The sequence below is a fragment of the Nitrosospira sp. Nsp14 genome (genome assembly GCF_900113575.1).
GTDB lineage: Bacteria > Pseudomonadota > Gammaproteobacteria > Burkholderiales > Nitrosomonadaceae > Nitrosospira.
The window spans coordinates 42,455-68,337 of the sequence record NZ_FOPV01000019.1; the positions used below are offsets into that span (position 1 = coordinate 42,455).

Annotated in this window: 28 protein-coding genes and 1 tRNA gene; 17 read left to right on the top strand and 12 right to left on the bottom strand. The window is 54.0% G+C overall.

The annotated features are described in order from the left end of the window. Positions 1 to 54 precede the first annotated feature (54 nt). A complete protein-coding gene (locus BM022_RS12420) occupies positions 55 to 1,227 on the bottom strand; it encodes an aspartate aminotransferase family protein (RefSeq protein ID WP_091139724.1) in 1,173 nt (390 codons plus the stop codon). A gap of 98 nt (positions 1,228 to 1,325) precedes the next feature. Beyond that, on the bottom strand, positions 1,326 to 3,305 hold the full coding sequence (locus BM022_RS12425; RefSeq protein ID WP_091139725.1) for an aminotransferase class I/II-fold pyridoxal phosphate-dependent enzyme: 1,980 nt from the start codon (positions 3,303 to 3,305) through the stop codon (positions 1,326 to 1,328). Between the two features lie 118 nt (positions 3,306 to 3,423). Here BM022_RS12425 and BM022_RS12430 point away from each other — a divergent pair, with 118 nt between their 5' ends. Both BM022_RS12430 and BM022_RS12435 read left to right on the top strand, forming a co-directional pair. Further along, complete coding sequence (locus tag BM022_RS12430; protein ID WP_091139727.1) at positions 3,424 to 4,815, top strand: NfeD family protein; 1,392 nt, start codon at positions 3,424 to 3,426, stop codon at positions 4,813 to 4,815. Between the two features lie 15 nt (positions 4,816 to 4,830). Continuing rightward, entirely contained in the window at positions 4,831 to 5,598 is a 768-nt protein-coding gene (locus tag BM022_RS12435) for a slipin family protein (protein WP_091139728.1), read from the top strand. A gap of 87 nt (positions 5,599 to 5,685) precedes the next feature. On the opposite strand, the gene rpsT is transcribed toward BM022_RS12435, so the two are convergent. Beyond that, on the bottom strand, positions 5,686 to 5,949 hold the full coding sequence (gene rpsT / locus BM022_RS12440) for a 30S ribosomal protein S20 (RefSeq protein ID WP_091139729.1): 264 nt from the start codon (positions 5,947 to 5,949) through the stop codon (positions 5,686 to 5,688). Positions 5,950 to 6,124: 175 nt separating this feature from the next. On the opposite strand from rpsT, the gene murJ reads away from it, so the two are divergent. Beyond that, the gene (gene murJ / locus BM022_RS12445) at positions 6,125 to 7,663 is read left to right on the top strand and encodes a murein biosynthesis integral membrane protein MurJ (RefSeq protein WP_091139731.1); all 1,539 of its coding nucleotides are present in this window, start codon (positions 6,125 to 6,127) and stop codon (positions 7,661 to 7,663) included. A 104-nt stretch (positions 7,664 to 7,767) separates the two neighbouring features. On the opposite strand, the gene BM022_RS16100 is transcribed toward murJ, so the two are convergent. Then, positions 7,768 to 8,058, bottom strand: a complete 291-nt coding sequence (locus tag BM022_RS16100; RefSeq protein ID WP_256209158.1) for a hypothetical protein — start codon at positions 8,056 to 8,058, stop codon at positions 7,768 to 7,770. Here BM022_RS16100 and BM022_RS12450 point away from each other — a divergent pair. Then, complete coding sequence (locus tag BM022_RS12450; RefSeq protein WP_256209159.1) at positions 8,057 to 8,755, top strand: MlaA family lipoprotein; 699 nt, start codon at positions 8,057 to 8,059, stop codon at positions 8,753 to 8,755. The genes BM022_RS16100 and BM022_RS12450 overlap by 2 nt on opposite strands. A 152-nt stretch (positions 8,756 to 8,907) precedes the next feature. On the opposite strand, the gene htpX is transcribed toward BM022_RS12450, so the two are convergent. The 5 genes from htpX to xseA form a co-directional block, all read right to left on the bottom strand. Beyond that, on the bottom strand, positions 8,908 to 9,786 hold the full coding sequence (gene htpX / locus BM022_RS12455; RefSeq protein WP_091139734.1) for a protease HtpX: 879 nt from the start codon (positions 9,784 to 9,786) through the stop codon (positions 8,908 to 8,910). Between the two features lie 170 nt (positions 9,787 to 9,956). After that, positions 9,957 to 10,475 carry a disulfide bond formation protein B gene (locus BM022_RS12460; RefSeq protein WP_256209160.1) on the bottom strand — a complete coding sequence of 173 codons (519 nt, stop codon included), beginning with the start codon at positions 10,473 to 10,475 and terminating at the stop codon, positions 9,957 to 9,959. Continuing rightward, entirely contained in the window at positions 10,468 to 11,670 is a 1,203-nt protein-coding gene (locus BM022_RS12465) for a THUMP domain-containing class I SAM-dependent RNA methyltransferase (RefSeq protein WP_091139737.1), read from the bottom strand. The genes BM022_RS12460 and BM022_RS12465 overlap by 8 nt, the downstream gene beginning before the upstream one ends. A gap of 25 nt (positions 11,671 to 11,695) precedes the next feature. Further along, positions 11,696 to 12,070 (bottom strand): DUF423 domain-containing protein, encoded by a 375-nt coding sequence (locus tag BM022_RS12470; protein WP_091139739.1) that lies wholly within the window; start codon positions 12,068 to 12,070, stop codon positions 11,696 to 11,698. Between the two features lie 164 nt (positions 12,071 to 12,234). Continuing rightward, a complete protein-coding gene (gene xseA, locus BM022_RS12475) occupies positions 12,235 to 13,578 on the bottom strand; it encodes an exodeoxyribonuclease VII large subunit (protein WP_091139740.1) in 1,344 nt (447 codons plus the stop codon). 299 nt (positions 13,579 to 13,877) lie between these two features. Here xseA and BM022_RS12480 point away from each other — a divergent pair, with 299 nt between their 5' ends. From BM022_RS12480 to BM022_RS12495, 4 genes are all read left to right on the top strand, one after another. Beyond that, complete coding sequence (locus BM022_RS12480) at positions 13,878 to 14,489, top strand: MotA/TolQ/ExbB proton channel family protein (protein WP_091139741.1); 612 nt, start codon at positions 13,878 to 13,880, stop codon at positions 14,487 to 14,489. Positions 14,490 to 14,521: 32 nt separating this feature from the next. Then, positions 14,522 to 14,947, top strand: coding sequence for an ExbD/TolR family protein (locus BM022_RS12485; RefSeq protein WP_091139743.1), 426 nt, complete (start codon positions 14,522 to 14,524; stop codon positions 14,945 to 14,947). A gap of 258 nt (positions 14,948 to 15,205) precedes the next feature. Then, a complete protein-coding gene (locus BM022_RS12490) occupies positions 15,206 to 15,418 on the top strand; it encodes a Trm112 family protein (protein ID WP_091139744.1) in 213 nt (70 codons plus the stop codon). Positions 15,419 to 15,455: 37 nt separating this feature from the next. After that, a complete protein-coding gene (locus tag BM022_RS12495) occupies positions 15,456 to 16,409 on the top strand; it encodes an ADP-ribosylglycohydrolase family protein (protein WP_091139745.1) in 954 nt (317 codons plus the stop codon). 96 nt (positions 16,410 to 16,505) lie between these two features. On the opposite strand, the gene BM022_RS12500 is transcribed toward BM022_RS12495, so the two are convergent. Further along, positions 16,506 to 16,733 (bottom strand): sulfurtransferase TusA family protein, encoded by a 228-nt coding sequence (locus BM022_RS12500; protein WP_091139747.1) that lies wholly within the window; start codon positions 16,731 to 16,733, stop codon positions 16,506 to 16,508. Between the two features lie 258 nt (positions 16,734 to 16,991). Here BM022_RS12500 and argJ point away from each other — a divergent pair, with 258 nt between their 5' ends. Beyond that, complete coding sequence (argJ, locus tag BM022_RS12505; protein WP_091139748.1) at positions 16,992 to 18,224, top strand: bifunctional glutamate N-acetyltransferase/amino-acid acetyltransferase ArgJ; 1,233 nt, start codon at positions 16,992 to 16,994, stop codon at positions 18,222 to 18,224. 170 nt (positions 18,225 to 18,394) lie between these two features. On the opposite strand, the gene BM022_RS12510 is transcribed toward argJ, so the two are convergent. After that, positions 18,395 to 18,841 (bottom strand): EF-hand domain-containing protein, encoded by a 447-nt coding sequence (locus BM022_RS12510; protein WP_256209161.1) that lies wholly within the window; start codon positions 18,839 to 18,841, stop codon positions 18,395 to 18,397. Between the two features lie 287 nt (positions 18,842 to 19,128). On the opposite strand from BM022_RS12510, the gene BM022_RS12515 reads away from it, so the two are divergent. Next, a complete protein-coding gene (locus BM022_RS12515) occupies positions 19,129 to 20,016 on the top strand; it encodes an ATP-binding protein (RefSeq protein WP_091139750.1) in 888 nt (295 codons plus the stop codon). 225 nt (positions 20,017 to 20,241) lie between these two features. Continuing rightward, positions 20,242 to 21,195, top strand: coding sequence for a Nudix family hydrolase (locus BM022_RS12520; RefSeq protein ID WP_091139751.1), 954 nt, complete (start codon positions 20,242 to 20,244; stop codon positions 21,193 to 21,195). Between the two features lie 77 nt (positions 21,196 to 21,272). Here BM022_RS12520 and BM022_RS12525 read toward each other — a convergent pair whose 3' ends face one another. Next, positions 21,273 to 21,458, bottom strand: a complete 186-nt coding sequence (locus BM022_RS12525; protein ID WP_091139776.1) for a DNA gyrase inhibitor YacG — start codon at positions 21,456 to 21,458, stop codon at positions 21,273 to 21,275. Between the two features lie 395 nt (positions 21,459 to 21,853). On the opposite strand from BM022_RS12525, the gene petA reads away from it, so the two are divergent. The 6 genes from petA (at position 21,854) to BM022_RS12555 (ending at position 25,656) form a co-directional block, all read left to right on the top strand. Continuing rightward, entirely contained in the window at positions 21,854 to 22,459 is a 606-nt protein-coding gene (petA, locus tag BM022_RS12530; RefSeq protein ID WP_091139753.1) for a ubiquinol-cytochrome c reductase iron-sulfur subunit, read from the top strand. Continuing rightward, positions 22,460 to 23,707: a cytochrome b gene (locus BM022_RS12535; protein WP_091139754.1), complete on the top strand. Its 1,248-nt coding sequence runs from the start codon at positions 22,460 to 22,462 to the stop codon at positions 23,705 to 23,707. Beyond that, entirely contained in the window at positions 23,704 to 24,441 is a 738-nt protein-coding gene (locus BM022_RS12540; RefSeq protein ID WP_091139756.1) for a cytochrome c1, read from the top strand. The genes BM022_RS12535 and BM022_RS12540 overlap by 4 nt, the downstream gene beginning before the upstream one ends. 49 nt (positions 24,442 to 24,490) lie before the next feature. Beyond that, a complete protein-coding gene (locus BM022_RS12545; protein ID WP_091139757.1) occupies positions 24,491 to 25,090 on the top strand; it encodes a glutathione S-transferase N-terminal domain-containing protein in 600 nt (199 codons plus the stop codon). Then, positions 25,087 to 25,515 carry a ClpXP protease specificity-enhancing factor gene (locus tag BM022_RS12550; protein ID WP_091139759.1) on the top strand — a complete coding sequence of 143 codons (429 nt, stop codon included), beginning with the start codon at positions 25,087 to 25,089 and terminating at the stop codon, positions 25,513 to 25,515. The genes BM022_RS12545 and BM022_RS12550 overlap by 4 nt, the downstream gene beginning before the upstream one ends. A gap of 65 nt (positions 25,516 to 25,580) precedes the next feature. Then, positions 25,581 to 25,656 (top strand) — tRNA-Thr (locus BM022_RS12555). The last annotated feature ends 227 nt before the right edge of the window (positions 25,657 to 25,883 follow it).

The following is a 25,883-nucleotide window of genomic DNA, read 5'->3' on the forward strand; positions in this document are numbered from 1 at the left end:
GATCAAAACTCAAAACGTGACGTCTTCACGGTTCACGTTCCGACTGGGAGTGCGTCAAGCCTTCAAAAACTCCTTCACGATACCGGATAAGGTATTTACCACTTGTTCCGCTTCGGCCCTCTGAATCACCAATGGCGGCAGCAGCCGCACCACCTTATCCGAAGTCACGTTTATTAGCAGGCCTTTTCCCAATGCTTCTTTGACGAGCTCTACACACGGCCTGGAAAGCTCGATGCCGATCATCAACCCTTGCCCACGAATTTCCTCAACCCCTGACACGCCAGTCAGTTCTGCCTTCAGCATGGCGCGCATGTAATCCCCCACTTGCGTCGCGTTGTCTAGCAACTGCTCTTCGTCAATCACCTGAAGGGTGGTAAGCGCGGCCGCGCACGCGAGAGGATTACCGCCGAAGGTGGAGGCATGATTGCCGGGCTTGAAAACGCCAGCCGCCACGCCTTTGGCCAGGCAGGCCCCGATGGGCATCCCCGAACCCAATCCTTTTGCAAGCGTTATCACGTCCGGCGCGATATCGCTGTGTTGAAAGGCAAACCATTTGCCGCTTCGGCCGATTCCGCACTGCACTTCGTCCAGCATCAGCAGCCACCCGTTTTGATCGCAGAGATGGCGCAAACCTTGCAGATAATTCGCTTGCGGCACATTCACGCCCCCTTCTCCCTGATAAGGTTCCACCAGAATCGCGACTACGTTCTTGTTGTGAACCGCCACTTGGGATACCGCTTCCAGATCATTATAGGGAACGCGCGCAAATCCGGTAAGGAGCGGTTCAAAGCCAGCCTGTACCTTCCGGTTTCCACTGGCCGTCAAGGTTGCCATCGTGCGGCCATGAAAGGATTTTTCCATCACGATAATCGTGGGCAGATCTATATTCTTGCCGTGTCCATATAATCGGGCGAGCTTGATCGCGGCTTCATTCGCTTCTGCTCCTGAATTACAGAAAAAGGCGTTATCCATGCCGGACAATTGTGCAAGCCGGCTACCCAACTGTTCCTGCTTGGCAATATGGTAAAGGTTGGAAGTATGGATGAGCGTGCCCGCCTGATTGGAAATGGCCTCTACCAGCCTAGGATGGCAATGGCCAAGCCCGCATACTGCAACGCCTGCCAGCGCGTCCAGATAACGCTTTCCCTCTTCGTCCCAGAGCCAAACGCCCTCGCCTTTGGCAAAGGTAACGGGAAGACGCAGGTAGGTGTTCATTAAATTCGACATAAGGATTACCCGTGTTAGCCAGGGTCAGAAAGCGACACGGCGGCATAAGCCGCCGTGCGCCCGATGAATGGTTGTGTTTTAAACTCTGGTATATTTACTTATTTAACTAGCTTTTTCAAGCCCTTTTCCTCAGTTGCTGTCAGCAGACGCAAGCAGGGCAGATAGCCATCGTAAACGATGCCATGTACTTCAACGCGCTTTTGCGAACGCAACATGCTCACGATATATTGCACGACGTCGCTCGTAATACTCTGTCCCGGGACGAGAACAGGAATACCGGGTGGATACGGCGTGATCTGATCCGCGCAAACCCTGCCATTCAGCTCGTTGTTTATACGCTCCTGTTCGTCCAGCAGCGGTATCAGTTCGCCCCCGGAGTAAAATGCGTCGCGCGGCAGGTATTTCAATTCGGTAAAGCCCGGAATCTGTGGAATCTGATAGAGGCGCCGGGGCGCACGGCCTTCCCGCGCGATGCGCATCAGCGCATCATATAGACGCGAAACCTTGCTGCGGGTAGTGCCAATTGTAAGAAGCAACGTCAGCGTATTGAAGGTAGATTTCTCCACCTGAATATTGTAGCGCTCAAACAATTCTCGGATCAGATCTTCTATGGTAAAGCCACAGCGCGAGATATCGACCGTCACTTTGGTGAAATCGAGCTGAATATTGTCCTGCTTTACTTCATCAGGCAGCAGATCGGCGAGTTCCAGCACGCGAAATACGCCGGTGGAATTGATTTGCTCGCGCACTTCCTTTGCCAGCTCCAGCGTGCGGGAAAGAAGCTTGTACCCTTCCAGCGTTGCCTGCTTGCGGGCGACGTCGAGACTGGCGATCATGCTGTATTGTGGGCTCGTCGAGGTATGCATGTTGAAATTCTCACGAAACAGATGTTCGTTGAAATCAGGGTCATTGACATGAATCATGCTCGACTGGGAAAAAGCTGACAGTACTTTATGCGTGCTCTGGGTCGCGTAATCCGCGCCTGCTTCCAGTGCCGTGGGGCGAAAGGCGGGGTGGAAGCGGGCAAAACCGTACCAGGCTTCATCAATAATAACTTTGATGCCTTTGGCGTGCGCCGCCTCGATGATGGGGGGAAGATCATAACGCAACCCATCGTACGTGCAACTGGTAAGTATGAGCGCCTGCGCATCCGGGTTATCGTCAATCGCTTGTAACACCGTTTTTTTCGGAACCGGTCCGTAAACCCCGTATTTCTTGTTGACAGACGAGTCGAGGTAGATCGGATGCGCCCCCGATAGCACGACGCCGTGATGCACCGACTTATGGCAGTTTCGATCTAGCAGCAGCTTCTCGCCGGGCGCAAGCAGCGTTTGAAAAATGACCTTGTTCGCTGTGGAGGTACCATTCGTGGCAAAAAAAGTCCGGCGCGCCCCGAATGCCTTCGCCGCAATCTTTTGCGCTTCGGCGATTACGCCGGAGGGCTCCATGAGGGAGTCGAGCATCGGCACCGAGACCGAGAGGTCGGCGCGAAAAATATGTTCGCCGATGAACTGGTAAAAATCACTGGCCCAGGGGCTGTCCCGCAGCGAATCCCCCGAGGAATGTCCCGGCGTGTGCCAGGCATCTTTTGCCATCAATACATAGCTTTTAAGCTGATCATAAAACGGGGTGCGGGCTTTTTCCTGAAGTTGAGCGTTGAGGATACGGTACATCCCCCGATAATCACGCTCTTCTCGGTAGAAATAGCCATCTACCGTTTCAGAAAAGAGCGCATCCACCACTTCGTCTTCCTGTTCCTGTGCAATTAGTATGTAAATATCCAGCTCGGGACGAAACCGAGTGATTTCCTGCACCAGCTTCAGCGCCGTCATTTGCAGATTGCGGGAACCCTTTTCACCGTTTTTCAGGGTGTAGAGCGTGTCATCCACCAATACCGACTGAATGTCACCGTCGTCCTGGATGGCCTGCAATGCTTCGCGCGCAGTAGTTACGCCCGTAAAACTGATACCTAACGGGTTTTCCAGGGATTTCGCGGCGGCATTCAGCCCCCGGATCAGCTCCTTTAATATCAGCTTTTCATCGTTGATGATCAGTATTCGGCTTATTGGTTTTTTCATGAAATAGTGCTTTTACTTTGGAAGTCGCGTTATGCGCTAAAACAATCCTGATTGCAACAGCGAAAGACCCCCGTTTCGACCGACCGCAATGGAGGCTAAAAACATCTATATTTGAGATATGAAAAGGTCAACCGGTTTTTTGCGGAACGGCTTGGCGGCAATACTTCTCCTACCGGTGTGGGTTGGTGCTGCGCCGGTGGTAGTACTGACAGCAAGTGGCCCTATCACTCCCGCCAGCGCTGACTTCATCGAGCGGGGTATGCAGCATGGTGCGGTTGAAGGAACGCCCCTAGTCGTATTGCAACTGGACACACCCGGGGGACTCGACACCTCGATGCGCCAGATTATACGCGCCATTCTTGCGTCACCTGTACCAGTAGCCGTTTTTGTGGCGCCGAGCGGAGCCCGGGCTGCGAGTGCCGGAACATATATCCTGTATGCCAGCCACATCGCGGCGATGGCGCCGGGGACAAATCTGGGCGCTGCCACACCGATCCAGATCGGAGGTCCGCCGGAATTCGAGCCTGAACCTGAAACCAAGCCAAAATCTGCACCTCGACCAACTGAAACGCCATCGGACGAGAGCGGCAAAAAATTATCGAAAGACGAGAAGGGATCCGCAAAAAGTGCAAGCTCCCGCAAAGCAATACATGATGCCGCAGCGTATATTCGCGCGCTTGCACAGATGCGCGACCGCAACGCAGAGTGGGCGGAACTGGCTGTGAAAGAAGCGGTAAGCCTGTCGGCGGTAGACGCACTGAAACTCAAAGTCATCGATTATGTGGCCACTGACGTGGCCGATTTGTTAAAACAAGTACATGGCAGGCAAGTGACCATACTTGGAGAGAAGATTATTCTCGATACTGCGTTTGCCGAGGTGCGGATAGTAGAACCCGACTGGCGCACGCGATTGCTGGCTATTATCACCGACCCGAGTGTGGCATATGTGCTGATGCTTATCGGCATTTACGGACTATTTTTTGAATTTTCCAATCCCGGCTTCGTGTTTCCCGGCGTCGCGGGCGGCATCTGTCTCTTGATTGCCATGTATGCGTTTCAGTTATTGCCGGTAAGCTACGCCGGTCTTGCCCTAATCCTGCTGGGCATCTCGTTCATGGTGGCGGAAGCCTTTCTGCCGAGCTTCGGTACGCTAGGCATTGGCGGCGTTGTTGCCTTCGTCGTGGGCTCCTTAATGCTGATTGATAGCGATATGCCTGGTTACGGCATTCCCTGGCCCCTGATTGCCTCGGTAGCCCTGGTCAGCGTGTTATTCCTGGTTCTTGTTGTTGGCATGGCGCTCAAAGCCCGGCACCACCCGATTGTCAGCGGCAGGGAGGAACTGATCGGAGCGGAGGGGGAAATTCTGGAGGATATTGTCGACGAAGGCATGATCCGGGTTCATGGTGAGCTCTGGAGCGCCCGTTCTGCGCAGCACCTTTTCAGAGGGCAGAAGGTACGCGTGGTGGGAATGGAGGGCTTGGTTTTAATTGTAACTTCGACAGAGAAATAACCCAAAGGAGAAATCATGTTCACCACTTTCGGTGCTCTTGTCATTATCCTCCTCGTGACACTTTTAACAACGTTTCGAATATTGCGTGAATACGAGCGAGGTGTCGTGTTCCTGCTCGGTCGCTTCTACAAAGTAAAAGGTCCTGGACTCATTGTCATAATTCCCGGCATCCAGAAGATGGTCCGAGTTGATCTGCGCACCGTGGTTATGGACGTACCCAGCCAAGACGTCATCTCACGCGACAATGTTTCGGTGAAAGTCAGTGCGGTCGTATATTTTCGCGTAGTTGACCCGCAAAAATCCATTATCCAGGTAGAAAATTTTCTTGCCGCTACCAGCCAGTTCGCACAGACCACTCTACGCTCCGTGCTCGGAAAGCATGAGCTTGACGAGATGCTGGCTGAACGGGAAAAACTCAATATGGACATTCAGAAGGTGCTGGATATTCAAACCGACGCTTGGGGCATCAAAGTCGCCAATGTTGAGATCAAGCATGTGGATATTGATGAATCGATGATACGCGCCATTGCCCGCCAAGCTGAGGCCGAGCGCGAGCGGCGCGCAAAGGTAATACATGCCGAAGGCGAACTTCAGGCATCCGAAAAATTGACGAAAGCGGCCCAAACCCTATCGCAGCACGCCGGGGCCATGCAGCTCCGCTATCTGCAGACCCTCACGACTATCGCCGGTGACAAATCCAATACCATCATTTTTCCAATACCCATGGATTTGGTATCTCCACTGACAGAGGTCTTTAATAAAGACCATTTTAAGCCCTCCTGAAATTTACTGTGCGGGGGCCGAACACGAAGAAATCAGGGAAATAAAAAAGCCCGGGGAGTACCCGGGCTTTTTTTGAAAATTTACTGCTCAGGCCATTGTCTTGATGGCGGCAGACAAACGGCTTTTATGGCGGGCCGCCTTATTCTTATGGATGATACCCTTGTCAGCAATTGAATCAATCGTAGCGGCCGATGCCTGGAACACAGTTTGTGCATTGGTTTTATCGCTAGAACTGATCGCTTTTCTGACATGCTTGATCGCGGTGCGCAATTCCGAGCGCAAGCTCATATTACGGTCGCGCTGACCGGCGTTCTGTCTTGCACGCTTTCTCGCTTGTGCGCTATTAGCCATGAAAATTCCTGAATTAACGGGTGCTGAAAACTGCGGAATGATACGGACGTTTTCGGCATATTGCAAGAAAAAACCGGAAGCTGCCTTCCATTCGGCAACCCAGGCAGCACGATAGCGCCTGAATTTTCTCCCTGCCGCAAATGCCTCGCGGTATTCAGGTTAACATACCGGCTCCATGAATTTGCTTAAAGCCCTCGCTACCGTCAGCGGGATGACGCTGATTTCCCGCATCCTCGGATTTGTCCGGGACGTGCTCATTGCCCGGATCTTCGGGGCAGGTATCGCAACCGACGCGTTCTTCGTGGCCTTCCGCATACCCAACCTGCTTCGAAGGCTGTTTGCGGAAGGCGCATTCTCGCAAGCATTCGTCCCCATATTCGCCGAATACAACAATCGCCGCACATTGGGAGAATCACAAGAACTGGTCAACCACGTTGCCACACTGCTATTCATCGTCCTGTTTCTGGTGACGCTCATCGGAGTAGTTGCTGCGCCGTGGATAATTTACGTTAGTGCGCCAGGGTTTGCCACCAGCCCGGAAAAATTTGCGCTGACCACCGAGCTATTGCGCATTACCTTTCCTTACATCCTGTTCATCTCGCTTGTATCGCTCGCTGGCGGGATACTGAATACGTTCGGCAGATTTTCGGTACCGGCGTTAACGCCAGCATTGCTGAATCTCTCCTTCATCGGTTGCTCGATTTGGCTTGCGCCCCTGATAGACCCACCGGTAATGGCGCTGGCATGGGCAGTGTTTATCGGCGGCGTGCTCCAGCTTGCCTTCCAGGTACCGTTTCTCATGCGCATCCGATTCCTGCCGAGACCCCGCCTCAAGTCTCCAGACACGGGTGCATGGCGCGTCATCAGGCAAATGGGTCCCGCCGTGTTCGGCGTATCAATCGGACAGATCAGCTTACTGATCAATACGATATTTGCCTCGTTTCTTATCACGGGCAGCGTGTCCTGGCTTTACTATGCCGATCGCCTGATGGAATTTCCCGCCGGGCTGCTCGGCGCTGCGCTGGGGACCATATTGCTACCCTCGCTTTCCCGGCACTACGCCACCAACAGCACCGGGGAATATTCGCGTCTGCTGGATTGGGGCTTGCGCCTGACAATGCTGCTAACGCTGCCGGCAGCGCTAGCATTGGCGATACTTGCCACACCGCTCATCAGCACGCTGTTTTACCATGGTGAATTTTCAGCCAACGACGTCTGGATGACGCGGCATGCATTGGTCGCCTACAGCGTGGGATTGCTGGGGCTCATCCTGGTGAAAGTGCTGGCTCCAGGATTTTATGCGCGACAGAACATCAAGACACCGGTGAAAATTGCCGTTATTACGCTCACCGCGACACAGCTGATGAACCTCGCGTTCATCATCCCGCTGCAGCATGCAGGTCTGGCGCTGGCCATCGGTTTAGGCGCATGCCTTAATGCCGGAATGCTCTACTACAAACTGCGCAGCCACGACATATTCCAGCCCCAGCCGGGATGGGCGGTTTTTATGGCGAAGATAGCGGTGGCGCTGGCGACGATGGGCACAGTACTCTGGTTTGGTTCAGGCAGCGAGGCTTCATGGCTGGTCGGGCCAGCGTTAGACCGCGCGTTGCGGCTTGGAAGCGTGGTGGCAATAGGAATAACAAGTTATTTCGCCATGCTGTGGCTGCTCGGTTTCCGCCTGAAGGATTTTGCCAGACGCGGCACTGTCTAGATTGCCTCGAGCTAAGCTGAACTGTAGGAAAACGCAAGAAAAAAATACATTGCGTACATAAATTAGCAATATAATGTCGCCGTTTGATCCCCCTAACCGTAAATTTAGATCAATTCGAATATGACCCGTACCGTCAAACCTTCTATTCTATTATCGTTACTCTTGGGGTTTTTGCTCAATGGCTGCGCGACCACCAATAAAAGCGCAACGGCCGATACTAACACTTCGGCTAGCGCGAGCGTCCCGGCAAATACCAGCACCTCCACGAGCACCACTCCTCCAGTCGCCACCAGTCCTGCGGCCGTTTCGAATACTCCCACGACGACCGATGCTTCCGCCAACACAAGCGTAAAGGCTGACAACGATCTGAAAGATGGTCTGGAATCGCTTGACATGCCGGTATTCAAGAGTGCCGGCCCGGCGGCGCATCCCACAACTTTTCGCAGCAAACAGGACCCATGGGAGCCGGTAAATCGCAAGATATTTGGTTTTAACGAGACGGTTGACGATTACCTCTTCAGACCGGTAGCCAAGGGCTACAGATGGGTGATGCCTGACCCGCTCGAAATAGCGGTTGGAAACGTTTTTTCCAATTTGAGAGATATCCCCATCACCCTCAACAATCTTCTACAGCTGAAGTTCAATAACGCGCTTACGAGCAGCATGCGCGTAATAGTCAACAGTACCCTGGGCTTGGCCGGCGTGGCTGACGTGGCCAGTGGCATTGGCCTTGCGAAACACGATGAAGACTTTGGCCAAACCCTCGGATATTACGGAGTGTCGAGCGGGCCTTATGTCGTTCTTCCTTTCTTTGGCCCCAGCTCGACGCGGGACGCTCCAGCGAGCATAGTTGATGCAGTGATTGATCCTGTTTTTGTCGGCAGCTTCTTCGTGGCCCCGTTTATCGGACCCATCGTTGGATCAGCCCGGACTACTGATACACGCGCAAGCCTGCTTAAATCGGAGAAAACGCTGGAGGAAGCAGCGCTGGATAAATACGAATTCATGCGTGAAGCATATCTCCAGCGGAGGCGGAATCTGGTACATGACGGCAACCCGCCGAAGAAAACGGAAGACGAAGATACCGAATAAGTTGGAGCATTGCGCCATTTCTGAATGAGGCTAGAAGACAATTTCATTCGAAAAGAGCGAAGCGAATAGGAAAAAAAATAAAAGAGGCGGGGGCATTACATGCCCCCGCCTCTTTTATTTTAAATATCTTCTTTAATTTTTACAAATGGGAATCAGGCCATCGCCCGCAACGCCGCAATCCGCTCCTCAAGCGGAGGATGCGACATGAACAAGGCTTTGAAGCGGCCTTCTCCTCCAGAAATCCCGAATGCCGCCAGCCTTTCCGGTAGTTGCGATGGCTCATGCCGTTGTTTCAGGCGTTCCAGCGCAGCAATCATCTTATTCCGGCCGGCCAGTTGGGCACCGCCGGCATCCGCTCGAAACTCGCGGTGACGGCTGAACCACATGACGATCATGCTTGCCAATATTCCTAGTACCATTTGGGCGATGAGGCTTGTAATCATGAAGGCGGGGCCATAGTCCCGTTCAGTTTTAAATACCACCTTATCTACAAAGTGCCCGATTATTCGGGAAAGAAAAATCACGAACGTATTAACGACACCCTGGATCAAGGCAAGCGTCACCATATCGCCGTTGGCAACATGGCTAATCTCATGCGCCAGCACGCCTTCGATCTCATCCTTGCGCATGTTCTGAAGCAAGCCCGTGCTCACTGCTACCAACGCGTCGTTACGGTTCATGCCAGTCGCAAAGGCATTCACGTCGGGTGCGTCATAAATGGCTACTTCAGGCATTCCAATACCGACAAGCTCGGCCTGTCGCCGGACAGTTTCCACCAGCCAGCGTTCAGTCGGGTCGGATGGCTGTTCGATCACCACCGCGCCAGTCATGCGTTTGGCGGTCCACTTGGACATGGCGAGAGAAATCAGCGAACCCCCAAACCCTATTACAGCTGCCATAATGAGCAGCGAGTTAAAGTCTATCCCACCCTGCGCGTCCAGCATCCGATCTACGCCCAATAGGCGCAGGGTAATACTCAAGACCAGGAGAATGGCCAGGTTTGTAACAATAAAGAGAAAAATTCGTTTCATGGATGCGTTCCTGTTACTGATGAGAAGAATGGGTCATATATAGGGATTCAAGTACAGTTTTCAAGAGCGGCCGTGCTAATCATGAAGAAACCGAAGTTAATTGTCGCAACCCCTGTTTTTTCAAAGAGGCAAGAATTTGACAGGAGGATTCAGCGCACTGTTGATGAGCTTCACCAGCGGCGACGGCGCCTGGCTGAAAAGACACCATATAACGCCAGCCCGCCAAAAATAATGAAAAAAATGGCTGACCAATCGGGAAGAGTAAGCGAAGCGAACTTCCAGGTCACATCGGCGCAGTCCCCATTTGCTTCAAACATGCTTGGCCACCAGCGGGCAAGCGGCAACGCATTCAAAAATCTTTCCTCCGGGCTGATACCGCATTCGAAGGCCTCCGGATAGCGTATCAGCCAGGCTTGACGCAACGCGACAGTTGCTCCACCAAAAGCAAAGAGCGCCAACAGACCGTGGTAGATTCGGCTACCGGTTGCTCCGGGCGAGTGGAAAAAAGCCAACAGCGCTGTCACGCCGATCAGCCAGTATGCAATGCGTTGCGCTACACAAAGCGGGCAAGGCAGCAGATTTTTTACCAACTGCAGATAGAGGGCGTAACCGATCAGGACAATACAGCCCAGAAATACTGAAAGAAATATTCCTCTTCCCGCCCCATGCGGTTGTCGGTAACTAGGCACCGTCACCCTCGAGAGCAGACGTGCTGGACGGCGAGAGCGAGGGACTTTTGACTCTACGCATGCCGCCCGCAACCATCTTGTATTCCAGCAAGCGGCATTCCAGCGCGCCATTGAACAAAGGGATTCGCCGTGAGGCTGTTAACCGGATTAATTTTGGCAGAAGCGGGTCGGCAGTAAGGATATATGCGCTCCAGCCGCTGAATTTCTTCTTCAGCGCATCGCCCAGCCGAGGGTAAAACTCTGCAAGCTGCTGCTGCTCGCCGATGCGGACCCCATACGGCGGATTAGTGATAAGGAAACCAGAAGGCGCTGGCGCCGCGATTTCCAGCACGTTTGCCTGCTTGAGCGAAACTGCGTCCGAAAATCCCGCCTCCGCTAAATTCGCGCGAGCAGCGGCCAGGATATCGCCATACAGATCACTGCCGAATATCGGCTGGCGCAATAGTGGCCTCTGCCGGGCCAGGGCTTCCTCCTTAAGCTGCTTCCATTGCTGGGCATCAAAATTCTTCAGCTTTTCAAATGCGAAATGCCGTCCCGATCCTGGCGCAATGTTCAGCGCGACCTGGACGGCCTCGAGTAGAAATGTGCCGCTGCCGCACATCGGGTCAAGCAACGGAACTCCCGGCTTCCAACCCGTCAGATGCAAGATTCCCGCAGCAAGGTTCTCCCGTATCGGAGCCGCTACAGTATTTTTTCTGATACCACGCTTGAACAGCGCATCACCGGAAGTGTCGAGATATAGCGAGAACCTGCGTGCATCGAGGAAGCCATGAATCCGCATATCCGGCTGTACGGTGTTGACGTCCGGGCGTCTCCCTGTGGTTTCGCGGAATGCATCGCAAACCGCATCCTTGATCCTGAGGGTAACAAAATCGAGACTGCGTAACGGGCACTTTATCGCCGCCACATTGACCCGGATCGTAAGAGTCGGATTAAACCACTGGCTCCATAGCAACCTCCGGGTGGCGGCATACACATCGGCTTCAGTGACGTAGGGCTCGCTTGCGACCTGCCATAAAATACGGCTGGCTATCCTGCTTTCAAGGTTGGCCCGGTAGCAGTCCGACCACCCTCCCTGGAACTGCACGCCGCCGTCACTCCGCAGCACGGACGATGCGCCGAGCGCCTCCAGCTCGGTAACGAGTGCAGGCTCCAACCCACGCGGGCAGGGAGCGAAAAAATTATAAAGCGTCACAGCAGGACCAACGTTACAGGATGGATTATCTCGATGCCTGCACCCCGTACGCGAGCATTCCCCAAGCACTCAGGAACGCCACACCGCCAAACGGAGTGATCATACCGAGTCCACGCATGCCGGTGAGACTCAACACATACAGGCTTACGGAAAAGAGGACGATTCCTGCTTGCATCAGCCAGCCTGATATTGCCACCGGTTTGGACGCCGGATAGTGCAATAGTATGAGACCGACTGCAATAAGTCCCAGCGCATGATAGAAGTGATACTGCACCCCCGTTTGATACACGGCAAGCATGTCCGCGGAAAGTTTTTGCTTCAGGCCATGCGCGCCGAAAGCGCCCAAGCCCACGCATAGAAATGCATTCACAGCACCTAACGATAAAAAGAGTCTTGACATTGAGAGATACGTTTCGTGATGAGAGGAGTAAAAGAATGAGCAGCCGGAATATCAGGAACAAGCGGGCCGGGCTGGACGTGCCTAAATACAGCGCACAGCGGCTGGCTGGCACGTCAAGTCTGCATGACCCAGGCCCAAATGTCCACAATGATGAGCAGTTACGGCTAGGGTCCCTTCTCTGTCACGCGGCCACTGGCCCACCCTTTCGCGAGCGTTATCCTTATTTTATCGTCGACCTCGATCTGGTCGCTGCTTCGCAATATCCCGCCGTCTGCGTCATAAACGATGCTGTAACCACGGTCGAGGACCGACCCCGGATCGAGATGGGCAAGATGAGCGCGCTGGCGTTGCAAACTTACCGTCAGCTTTTCCAGACGAACGCCCATCGCCCGGCGCAAGCGTAGCTGGAGTTCACGCTGGCGCTGGGTCATCAACGAAGTATCCGGGCCGGCCGCCGTTATTCGTTGGTGAAGTTCCCGCAGTCGCCAGTATCGGCCCTCCGCCGTACGCAGCCAGGAGGCATCAAGCCGGGCACGCAAGCGCTGCACGTGCGCAAGCTCGCCATCGATCCGTTTGCCGGGGTGGACCAGGCGGCATCCCATCACGTCAACATTCTGCATACGGCCTTCGAGGGCGCGTTGCATGCCGCGATTAAGACCCGCACCGAGCATTCCAATCTGCCGGACCAAATCTTCGCGATCAGGACAGACGAGCTGTGATGCTCCGGTTGGGGTGGGGGCACGAACATCGGCGACGAAATCGGCAATGGTAAAATCAGTTTCGTGCCCGACACCGCTTATAAGAGGAATTGAACAGGCGGCAATCGCCCGCGCCACAACCTCCTCATTAAACGCCCATAAATCCTCGATACTGCCGCCCCCCCGGCATAGGATGAGCACGTCGCACTCGGCCCGACTTGCAGCCTTTTCAATAGCTGCAGCGATCTTGGCCGAAGCGCCCGCACCTTGAACCGGTGCTGGGTATATCACCACCGGCACGGAGGGCATGCGGCGGCGTAAGGTCGAAAGCACGTCATGCAGCGCAGCAGCCGCTGGCGACGTAATGATTCCAATCTGCTTCGGGCACGAAGGCAACAACTTCTTCCTCTCGGCATCGAACAATCCTTCTTTGCCAAGCCTGACCTTGAGCTGCTCGAATGCTTCGAACAGCGTACCGAGCCCGGCGCGGCGAATAGCCTCGATGCTCAGCTGAAAATCCCCACGAGCATGATACAACGTCACCAGGGCGCGCACTTCGACCCGCATACCATCTGTGGGCTGCCAGTCCAGATACTGGTTCTTTTCCCGGAACATTACGCAGCGGACCTGGGCCTCCGCGTCCTTCAGCGTAAAATACCAGTGACCGGAGGCATAGCGCTTCAGGTTCGAAATTTCACCGGCAACCCATAACAGCGGGAATGCCCGCTCAAGTAAGTCCTTGGCGCTACGGTTTAATTCGCTCACACTCAGGACATCCCGAGCAATTTCCATTTCCAGGAATAAGTTCATCTTGACATTCTACAATAATCCACATCCGTCACGAAAATTGCATAATTCCGCCGGGGAAACTGCCTCAATTCCGGCATCAACATATAACTACCTGTTTATTAACGGCTATATACAAGGCTAAAAATTAGTCTACCCAGAAAAAGTGCTTATGAGTGGGCGACTTAATGGTCCTATCGCCACGTTACCCACAAACTTATCCACAGCAATTGTGGAAAAGAAAAAAACCCTGTCGTCCTTGCCGAAATTACAGGGGCAAGATACATTACGGCTCTGATTTATGCGCTACTGGGGGGTTGTCAGTGTTGGCGTTGATTCACGCTGCCGGGTGGCCAATCTGGCCGATCATTTTAGCCTCCATCATTGCGCTCGGCATTATAGGCGAACGGCTGTGGGCGTTGCGCCTTAGCATAGTGACTCCCCGAGATCTCTTGCCCCAAGTGGTGCAGGAGTACAGAAAAAGCGGCGTCACGCCTGAAATGCTTGCACGGCTGCAAAAACACTCCCCTCTGGGCCAAATCTTTGCCGCAGGCTTGAGAAATGACAAGAGCACGCGGGAAGTCATGAAAGAATCCATTGAGGAAGCCGGCCGCGCCGTCGCACACGACCTGGAACGGTACCTCACTACCCTCGGCACCATTGCCTCTTTGAGTCCGCTGATGGGTTTGTTTGGTACCCTGGTCGGAATGATCGAGATTTTCGGGGCCAGCGTGCCCACTGGAAACAGCAATCCCGCGCTACTCGCCCACGGGATTTCCGTAGCACTCTATAATGCGGCGTTCGGCATTCTGGTGGCTATCCCCGGTATCATTTTTTACCGTCATTTCCGTGCAAAGGTAGACGCGCTGGTGGTGGAAATGGAATTACAGGCGTTAAAACTGGTGGAAATCATTCATGGAGAGCGGCAGGGCTGACCGACTGTCTCGAGCAGGAAAACGGAAAATCGATGAATTTTCAGCGTGGACGGCAAAAAGAAGAACCGGAGATCAATTTGGTGCCCATGATCGACGTATTGTTGGTCATTCTGATATTCCTGATGATTACCACCACCTACTCGAAATTCTCGGAACTTGAAATTACCCTTCCCCAGGCAACACCGGAACAGGCAACGCCAGCCTCGAATGTAATTGACATAACGGTGAGTGCCAACGGGAGCTATACAGTCAATCGTAAACCGGTCGAGTCGCCCAGCACCGCGCAGCTTGGCGAGGATTTGCGCAAGGCGGCCGCGGATCGGCCTGACCCGGTCATTGTAATCAATGCCGACGCACAGGCTACACATCAGTCCGTGATAACGGTCATGGAAGCAGCGCGTTCGGCGGGATACAATCACATTACTTTCACTACGCAGAATTCAGGTAAAGCACCCTGACGTTGCCGCAGCGTCGTCTTGCGGGAAAACAACCGCCGGGGGAAACCGTTAGCTGAATAAGCGGTCGGGGACAGTGAAGCACCAAAAAATAGGACGTATGAAGTCTTGAATGCGACCCCGCGCCTGACACGCCGCGCGACGCAACATAACTTTCGCGATGAAAATATACATCGCGTTACTTGGGCTTCATGCGTTGCATTGGCCAGCCAACGCTATTAAAACCATCCACGTTTAAAATTTAAAATTGGGGACAGTATTATGGATTTGAAGCTGCTCGATATTCTGGTCTGCCCGTTATGCAAGGCCCCCCTGCTGTACAGAAAGGCCGAGAACGAACTGATCTGCAAGGGGGACCGTCTGGCTTTCCCGATCAGGGATGGCATCCCGGTGATGTTGGAAGATGAGGCGCGCCGGCTACCGGTGGAGGAAGAGATTCGGGCGGATGGAAAGTATTCACCCGGTAAACTATAAGTTACGAGTTGTTCGCAGATTGTAAGGAGTCGGATACATGAAGAGTCTGAATAGCGCTACCGTTCTCGGTGCACTGGTAGCCGATTCCGCTTCCCTCGGTTTGCATTGGGTCTATGATCCCACACGTATTGCCGAGATTGAGCAAATCAGGGGCCTGGTCTTTCTTGAACCTGATGCAAACAACTATTCTGGGGTCAAGGGTTACTTCGCCCATCACCTTAAGGAAGCGGGCGAGTCTACCAGTTATGGCGAGACTTGTTTTTTGATGCTGAAGCATCTGGCAAAGCACGGCAGCTTCAATCTCGTCGAGTATCAGGCCGAATATCGGGCGTACTTCGGGCCCGGCGGCGAATATGTCGGTTATATCGATACCCCCACCCGCCGGACGTTGCTTACGTTGTCGGCATTGGAACCGGCCGAATTTCCGGCGGCGTCGGGCGCCGATGATGATCAGCATCCTGCTCTGGCTGCGCTCCCGTCATTGGTGGGGACGCACGACGGCCCGCTAGCGGAGCTGATCGCGCGCGTCGAAGCAGTGGTGCGGGTGACGAACAATAATGAACTGGCAATCTCGGCCGCGCGCTGTGCCTCGGCGGCATTGTTCAAGCTATTGCACGGCATGCCGCTTCCACAGGCGTTCAACGAAGCATTGCCATTCGCGGGAAATACTCTTGAACCGCTGCTTGCGGACGCGCTTGCCATGCCACAGTTCGATAGCGTTGAGGCCGCTGAGCGCTTCGGCACTTCATGTCATGTCGCCGAAGGTTTGCCGCTCATTTTCCATCTTGCACAACATGCGCCTGACTACAGATCCGCGGTGGAGTCCAACATCCGGGCTGGCGGAGACAATTGTGGCCGTTCAATCATGCTCGGCGCGATAGTGGCCGCGCATGCCGCAATGCGAAACCCCTCCGAATTCCCGATCCCCCTCCCCTGGCTGGCGCGGTACCGAAAGTTCGAAGCTGCGGCTGATGCATGTGCCGCGCTTTGACGCTTTTATCCAAAGCGTGGGGGAGAACGGGAATGCAAATAAGCCAAAGGCTGGGACGATTTTATGGAGACAACTAACCTTGCATACGTCTATGCCCTATCTCTTCCTCATGTAAAACGTAAACTCTCCCGCCAGCTCCGACAAGGAGATCAACTCGTTGCCCGTCTGGTCGGCAAAGACCTCGAAATCGATCACCGAACCAGGATCGGTCGCCATTATTTTTAACACCTCGCCGCTGCTCATGTCCACGAGTGATTTCTTGGTGCGCAGGATGGGCAAGGGACAGTTCAAGCCACGCACGTCCAGTTCTTTGTCGCAATTCATGCTTTTTCTCCCATACCGTTTTCGGTTTTTGCCATCCCGCTTTTACCAGAACGGGATACGGCTGTCATAGGCTCACGAGCTATTAATGTTGAGACACACGTGGAAAGCAGCGTATATACAGGAACACGGATATTCATTCAGGGTAAAAATAAAAAAACGCCAGGGAGATGAGTTAAGATAACGCGCTCTTTTCGGGCTGAAGAACAACCGCGAAAAACAATATTACTAATTTTGATCGAGAACCGATAGCACACTATTATGCCAGTCAACCTTAAACTACCCCTACCCGAACAATTATTTCCGATAAAGGGCGTCACCCTGGGTACTGCCGAAGCGGAGATCAGGAAACCGGGACGCAAGGACCTGCTTGTCATCGCGCTCGAAGCCGGCGCGCATGTTGCCGGAACGTTTACCCAAAACCATTTTTGCGCCGCGCCGGTCGTGATCGCCAGGGACCATCTTTCCACTCCGGAATCGGCGATAAGAGCGCTAATAGTCAATACCGGCAACGCGAACGCGGGTACCGGTCAAACGGGGATCGCAGACGCCCGCGCCATATGCGCTGAAGCCGCGCGATTGCTCGGTTGCGATAGCAGGCAGGTACTGCCATTTTCCACCGGTGTGATCATGGAACCCCTGCCCGTGGCGAAAATCATCGCGGGATTGCCCGCAGCCGTAGCGGACCTCAAGGAAGACAATTGGTTGGCCGCCGCCGAGGCAATCATGACGACGGATCTTGTACCGAAAGCGGTGTCGAAAAAGATTTCTCTCGGCGGGATACCTGTCGCCATCACGGGCATTGCCAAGGGTTCAGGCATGATTCACCCCGACATGGCAACAATGTTGAGTTATATCGCCACCGACGCCGCGTTGAGCCCAGCGATGTTGCGGGAAATCACCCGCCATGCGACGGAAAACTCGTTCAATCGCATCACAGTGGATGGCGACACCTCAACCAACGACGCATTTATTCTGATGGGAACGGGTCTCGCACGTAATTTCCCCATTTCCGATAAGGAAAGCCCTGAATTTGCACAACTGCGAGACGCAGTAACGGAGGTCGCGGCGCAGCTTGCACAGGCCATCATTCGCGACGGCGAGGGCGCCACCAAGTTCATCACCATTCACGTCGAAGGCGGCCGGTCGATGGATGAATGCTCCAAAGCCGCATATGCCATTGCGCATTCACCCCTGGTAAAGACCGCCTTTTTCGCGTCCGATCCAAATTTGGGCCGCATCCTCGCCGCCATCGGCTACGCGGGCATTGAAGATCTTGACGTCAATGGATTGCAGCTTTTTCTCGATGATGTGCTGGTTGCGGAGAATGGCGGCAGGGCTTCAGCCTATCGGGAAGAGGATGGACAGCGTGTAATGAAGCAATCGGAAATCACAATGCGTGTTGTACTCAACAGAGGCGATGCTTCCGCGACTGTCTGGACGTGCGACTTATCCTATGATTATGTAAAAATCAATGCCAGCTATCGAAGCTAGCGCTAGCGTTGCGGCCCGTGGCAACCGAAGCCATTGTCCGATGGGAAAACTGCGGGCCGAGCGCAGCCCCGCGCACGGCCCTGCCCCGTATGGTTAACCCCTAACCGCACAGTCTGGGGGCACCCCTCGGTTGCCACAGGCAAGCCTACAGTAACGGCCGAAGACCATGATTAGTCGCCCATTCGCTTCAAGTGCTGCAGTTGCCGCTCGTCCACCCCTTCAGTGTAACCCTGGCGATGACCTTGACCGTGACCGTGAGCGTGCTTCTTCCGCATCGCGGCGGCTGCGGCTTCGTCCTTGTCGATATAACCATCCTTGTTTTTGTCCATCATATCGAACATTTTGTCCGCATGGCGCGCATGCTCTTCCTTGCTTACACGGCCATCGCTGTCAGTGTCAGCCATGGACATTCCACAGCGGCCCTCCCGTTTCTTGAATCCGTACGCGTCCTTTTCACCGGAGTAGTGGGATTCCGCCACCATGTAGCCTTTACCCAGCGATTGCACGGTGAAAGGGCTGTCAGTAGCAGATGCGATGGATGCCGTACCCAGCGTTACAGCAAAAGCCGAGCCGACGGCGAGAGAAATGATTGATTTGTTCGTGGGTATATTCTTCATGACGTTTTCTCCAGATTTGTTGAAACTTGAATGAAGTTGAAAAGCGGGTGCTTTCCGCTCGCGCTAACCCAATATCGACGGTTTCATTTCTTTGCTTCTTTTTGGCAATTTTTGTTACGATGGAGTCGGATCATTGGTATTTCAGCCTTGCAATCAGCAATTTTGAGCGCTTTAGCTGAGCGGTTCAGTACGATAGCACACATAGCAGGAGAGGACGACAAGCACAGGATGTCGCCCTTTCCGCAACCCGCAGCAAAGATGTGCGACCTATAGACAAACCTTTTCTCATGAACGATTGGAATAATCTGTGCGCCCGCGCCGAAGACCTGCTTACCCGAATTGAAGGGTTGATGCATCCCGTTCAGCCGGACCCCGGCTGGAATGCCGCGCTGGCATTTCGCTGGCGTAAATATGGTAATAAGGGATTCATCGAGGCGGTCGCCCATCCTCATCACATCACTTTCGATGCTTTACATGGCATTGAGCGACAGAAGAGCCTCGTAGATCAGAACACACATCAGTTCGTGCGCGGTCATCCCGCCAATAACGTATTGCTCACGGGCGCACGCGGAACCGGAAAGTCATCGCTGGTGAAAGCAATGCTGAACAAGTACGCGGCCATGGGGTTGCGCTTGATCGAAGTGGAGAAGCATCACCTTACCGATCTGCATGACATCGTCGCACAGATAAGCGGGCGTCCCGAACGCTTCATCCTGTATTGCGACGATCTTTCATTCGAGTCGGATGAGCCCGGCTACAAAGCGTTGAAGGTGGTGCTGGACGGTTCGATCGCTACCGCATCGGAAAACGTCTTGGTCTATGCCACATCCAATCGCCGTCATCTGATGCCCGAATTCATGCGGGACAATCTGGACACCCGGCATATTGGGGCGGAGATCCATCCGAGCGAAACAGTTGAGGAAAAAAGCTCCTTATCCGAACGTTTCGGAATTTGGGCGTCTTTCCATCCGTTCGATCAGGATCAATACCTGAACATTGTCGCGCAGTGGCTTACCCATCTGGGTGTCCCGGAACTGGATCTCCCGGCGCGCACAGCCGCGCTGCAATGGGCACTGGGACGCGGTTCGCGCAGCGGTCGCGTTGCGTGGCAGTTTGCTCGTGATTGGGCAGGAAAGCAGAAAATCGGGGGCGACGGGGCGCGGGATAATTCATGACGTTGGCGAAAACACGCTCTCCGGCTCAAGCTTTTGTTTGAGCTGCCTTTTGAGCTTGCGTACCGCGGAGGCGTGCCTGCCCGTGCCTCCTTGCCTTCTTCCGTATACCTCAACCAAACGGAGCAGCTCCCTCTCGTTCCCGCCACGGCGCCCCGCACGGCGGGTGCACCGGAACGAACAGCATCCGAACCCGAACGCTGATGCGGTGCTTCTCTTTACCGATCCATGTCTCATCCCCATCGCATCGTTGATGTAGCCGCCGCGGTTATTACCCGGGCCGACGGCAGTTTTCTTCTCGCGCGCCGGCCGGAGGGCAAGCCATACGCGGGTTACTGGGAATTTCCCGGCGGAAAAGTGAACGCCGGCGAATCGCTGCGGCATGCCCTTGAACGCGAGCTGCTGGAGGAATTGGCTATCCATGCTCAACATGCCTATCCGTGGATAACCCGTCTTTTCACTTATAGCCATGCCACTGTACGCCTCTGCTTTTATCGTGTGGTCGAATGGCGCGGCGAACCGCAGCCGTGTGAGAAACAGGAGCTGTCATGGCAATCGGTCGATAATGTTTGTGTCGAACCAATGCTACCGGCAAATGCGCCGATACTGCGCGCCCTTCGCCTTCCGCCGGTTTATGCGATTACCAACGCCGCCGAGTGGGGAACGGAAATGACCCTAACCCGGATCGAGCAAGCGCTGCAAGACGGGGTACGGCTGATACAGGTGCGGGAGAAAGCAATGGCGAAGAAAGACCTGCATACTTTTACCGAAGAAGTAGTTGTGCTTGCGCATGGTTACCACGCCAAAGTGCTGGTAAACGCCAGCGGGGGTGATAATAACCTCTGCGGGAGCGCCGGCGCGGACGGCGTTCACCTTTCGTCCGCGAAACTGATGGACCTCGCGACACGTCCGGATTTCGAATGGTGCGCCGCATCCTGTCACAACGCTGAGGAACTTGTCCGGGCGCAACAGTTGGGACTGGATTTCGCCGTCCTGGCTCCGGTACTGCCAACGCCCAGTCACCCGGGCGTCGCCACCCTGGGCTGGCGAAAGTTCGCCGCGCTCATCCGCGATTGCTCCATTCCGATATACGCCCTCGGCGGGTTGCGCTATGAAGATTTACCCATCGCATGGGAACATGGCGCCCACGGCATAGCGGTCATGCGAGCAGCGGGAAGTTAAACTGTAGGGAAACTGCAGGGCCTGAACAAGAGTCCGGGTGTTCGTCGGCTGATTGCTATTATTCCCCGTCGCCTCTTTCATTTCTCATCTTCGCGCGTCTCATCTTCCTTTTTCTCGACCTCGGGTATGCGATAGGCTTCCGATGCCCACTGCCCCAGATCAATCAACTTGCACCGCTCCGAACAAAACGGGCGGTACGGGTTGGTCAGTTCCCAGGCGATGATTTTGCCGCATTGCGGACAATTGACGATAGGTGGTTTCATGATCATTCGCTCCAAACAGAACCGACTGGATGGATGACCCGCGGCGACCTGCCAGACCGACCCCCGCCGCTTTCTTTTTTATTCACGGCGGGGCTCACAGTGCCCATCCACGGTCGGGTTTTCCCCCCGCTTTTACCCATGTTATCCGGACGATTTGACTTATTCAACTGCAGCTCAAGCCACATTGGGCTGACGGGCGGGAAACGAGTCGCGAAAAACATGGAAGTGCGATCCAGCTCTTTGATCTAGAAGTTGAATCCAAGTTGCCTTCCGGGCGCAAATGAACAAGTTTTTCGCATGAATATTTTATTTTCCAATACATACTATGTTAAAATGGTTAAGTTTTTCAAAACTTTCTAGAACAGTTCCAGCTCAACAAACGGGGACTGCAAAAAATGGCAGACACTGAGAAAAAACAAGAACCAAATAGCAGGCGGCGTTTTCTCATTGCCGCCACTTCGATTGCTGGCGGAATTGCAAGCATTGGCGTGGCGACGCCCTTTGTGATGAGCATGATGCCCAGTGAACGGGCCAAGGCAGCAGGGGCCCCGGTCGAGGTTGACATCAGCAAGCTTGAGCCCGGCATGCTGCTCCTGGTCGAGTGGCGAGGCAAGGTGGTATGGGTGCTGGACCGTACGCCGGAGATGCTGGCCAATCTGAAAAAACTGGATAGCCAGATGGCCGACCCGAAATCGGAAAAGCCTCAGCAGCCCGCGTATGCGAAGAACGATACGCGTTCGATCAAACCGGAATTTCTAGTGGTCGAGGGCGTCTGCACCCACCTGGGATGTTCGCCTGTATATCGCAAGGATATCGCTCCCGCGGATCTTGGCGCTGACTGGCTGGGAGGTTTCTTCTGTCCCTGCCACGGCTCCAAGTTCGACCTTGCAGGACGCGTCTATAAGCACGTTCCGGCCCCGACCAACCTGGTCGTCCCGCCCCACGTGTACCTAAGCGACAACCTTCTGTTGATCGGGTCTGATAGCAAGGAGTCCGCATAAATGAGCAAGCGACTGGAATCTATGCTGGAGTGGGTAGACGCCCGTTTTCCTTTGACGTCTACCTGGAAATATCATTTAGCCGAATATTACGCGCCGAAGAACTTTAATTTCTGGTATTACTTCGGCTCGCTGGCCATGCTCGTGCTGGTGAATCAGCTACTTACCGGCATTTTCCTCACCATGAACTACAAGCCGGATGCCAGCATGGCATTCGCCTCGGTGGAATACATAATGCGGGACGTGGACTTCGGCTGGCTGATCCGCTACATGCACTCCACCGGCGCATCCATGTTCTTCGTCGTCGTCTACCTGCATATGTTCCGAGGGATGATGTATGGCTCCTATCGCAAGCCAAGGGAACTCCTGTGGCTGATCGGCATGGGTATCTTCTTCGTCCTGATGATGCTCGCGTTTACCGGCTACATCCTGCCATGGGGGCAAATGTCATACTGGGGCGCACAGGTGATCGTGAGCATGGTAGGTGCGATTCCGCTAATCGGACAGACCCTTTCGAACTGGATCCTGGGCGACTTCATGCTGTCGGATGCGGCGCTTAACCGCTTCTTCGCCTACCACGTCGTCACCTTGCCGGTCCTGCTCATAACACTGGTGTTCGTCCATATCGTGGCGCTCCACGAGGTTGGCTCGAACAATCCGGACGGCATCGAGATCAAGAAGAACAAGGACCCGGTGACGCATATACCCGTTGACGGCATTCCTTTCCACCCCTACTACACGGTGAAGGATATTTTCGGGGTGGTGGGATTTCTGATCGTATTCTGCGGCATTATATTTTTCATGCCCGAAATGGGTGGTTACTTCCTGGAATACAACAACTTTATCCCCGCAAATACGCTACAGACGCCTGACCATATTGCGCCCGTGTGGTATTTCACGCCGTACTACTCCATGCTGAGGGCGGTCACGGTTAACTTCTTCTGGGTGGACGCGAAGATTTGGGGCATCATCCTGATGGGCGGCTCCGTGGCCATCTTTGCCCTGCTACCCTGGCTGGATCGCAGCCCCGTCAAATCGATTCGCTATAAGGGACCTTATTTCAAGACTGCCCTTACGCTCTTCGTGATCAGCGTCCTGATACTCGGCTGGCTCGGCACGAAATCTCCCACGCCACTTTACACATTGCTCGCGCAGATATTCACGGTAATTTACTTCGCCTTCTTCATTCTTATGCCGTGGTACAGCAAAATAGATAAAACCAAGCCTGAACCGACACGAGTGACAGAATGAGAAAAATTGCCGTCGTCATTAGCATCCTGTGGCTCCTGCCCCTGGCCGCATTTGCCAGCGGGTCGGAAATGAAATTGGATCGGGCGCCGATCGACTCCTCCGACAAGCTTTCGCTCCAGCGCGGTGCGCAGGTTTTTGTCAACTATTGCATGACATGCCACAGCGCCGAATACATGCGCTACAACCGTCTGCGGGATCTCGGCCTTACCGAAAACCAGATCAAGGACAATCTGATCTTCACGGGTCAGAAAGTTGGCGAGCTGATGACAGTCTCGATGAAGAAGAAGGAGGCGAAACAATGGTTTGGCGTGGCTCCGCCCGATCTGTCGGTCATCGCCCGTTCCCGCGGGCCGGATTGGCTATACACCTATCTTCGCAAGTTCTATCGCGATGAATCCACCGCCACCGGATGGAATAACCTGCTGTTCGACAAGGTCGCCATGCCGCATGTGCTGTACGAATTGCAGGGAGAGCAGGCAGTTGCCGTTAGCATGGTGGACGATGGCCACGGTGGCAAGCATGAACTAAAAGAACTGAAATTAGACAAACCCGGAGCGCTTTCAAAACTTGAATACGACAAGTATGTAGCGGACCTGGTGAATTTCCTGGTTTACCTGGGTGAACCGGCGGCTACAAAGCGGGTACAAGTGGGAATCATTGTAATGCTCTTCCTTTTCTTCATGCTGGGCTTGACCTATGCGCTGAAACGGGAGTACTGGAAGGATATTCATTGAGATTTCTCATGTTAGTACGTTCTCCCACTACGCCGGAATGTAACAACCTATGATGACGTTGTACTCAGCAACCACGTGCCCGTTCAGCCATCGCTGCCGTATCGTGCTGTACGAGAAAGGAATGGATTTTCAGATCATTGATGTTGACCTGCACAACAGGCCGGAAGATCTCGCCGTGATGAGCCCCTATGGTCGGGTGCCGGTATTGGTCGAGCGTGACCTTATCCTGTATGAATCCAACATCATCAATGAATATATTGACGACCGCTTTCCTCATCCGCAGTTGATGCCAGCGGACCCGGTCATGCGCGCCCGTGCACGACTCTTCCTGCATCGCTTCGAGCAGGAACTGTTTTGCCATATTGATGCGGTCGAGGACGGCAATCCGAAAGCGGCGGAGAAGGCGCGCACCACGATCCGCGATAACCTGACCGTCATTGCACCCGTATTCGCCAAACAGAAATACATGCTTGGGGATGAGTTTTCCATGCTCGATGTGGCCATCGCGCCATTGCTATGGCGTCTGGATCACTATGGCGTTCAACTACCCAAGCAGGCCGCACCCCTCCTGAAATTCGCCGAACGGCTATTCAGCAGGCCAGCGTTCATCGATGCCCTGACGGCTTCCGAAAAGGCAATGCGCAAATGAGAGAGCTATCCACCAAGCCATATTTGATCCGCGCCATCTACGAATGGTGCTCCGACAGCGGCTTCACCCCTTACCTGTCGGTTAAGGTGGACGCACAGACACGTGTCCCTGAAGAGTTTGTGAAAAATGGGGAAATCATACTCAATGTCAGCCATGATGCGGCGCATCACCTGACCCTGGGTGACGACATGATCCAGTTTTCCGCCCGGTTTGCCGGTCTTTCGCGCGAAATCTCGATTCCGGTGAGCGCTGTCCAGGGTATATTTGCCAAGGAAACGGCAAAGGGCATTCTTTTCCCGCCTGAGGAAGAGCCTCGCGTCGCCCAAAATGAATCCTCTATTGACGAGCCAGAAAAACAGCCTTCCTCTTCAGAGGAAGGTTCATCCCCCACGCGGAAAAAGCCGCGTTTTCAGGTCGTCAAGTAAAGCCGGCCGCTCTCCCGGCATCATAGTTTGCCCCTCTCCCCCGCAATCTCTATAATTGCACCCACGCCGGCATAGCTCAGTTGGTAGAGCAGCTGATTTGTAATCAGAAGGTCCCGAGTTCGATTCTTGGTGTCGGCACCATGAAACAAATGCTTACATGAGTAATACCCATTCCCTGTAGTAATCGTTCTCCAATTAGGTAACCCCCAGGTAAATTTTGGAATCAAAAGCTTTGCTTGCTGTACTTAGGTCTCACATGGCGGAGAAGCCTGATTGACGTCATCCCCAAAAACTAGGGCAGTTCTAAATTAGAGTAAAGTCGCATCTGGCTCCCTTATTGAAGGAGTTTGAAGCGATGAAGAGATCCC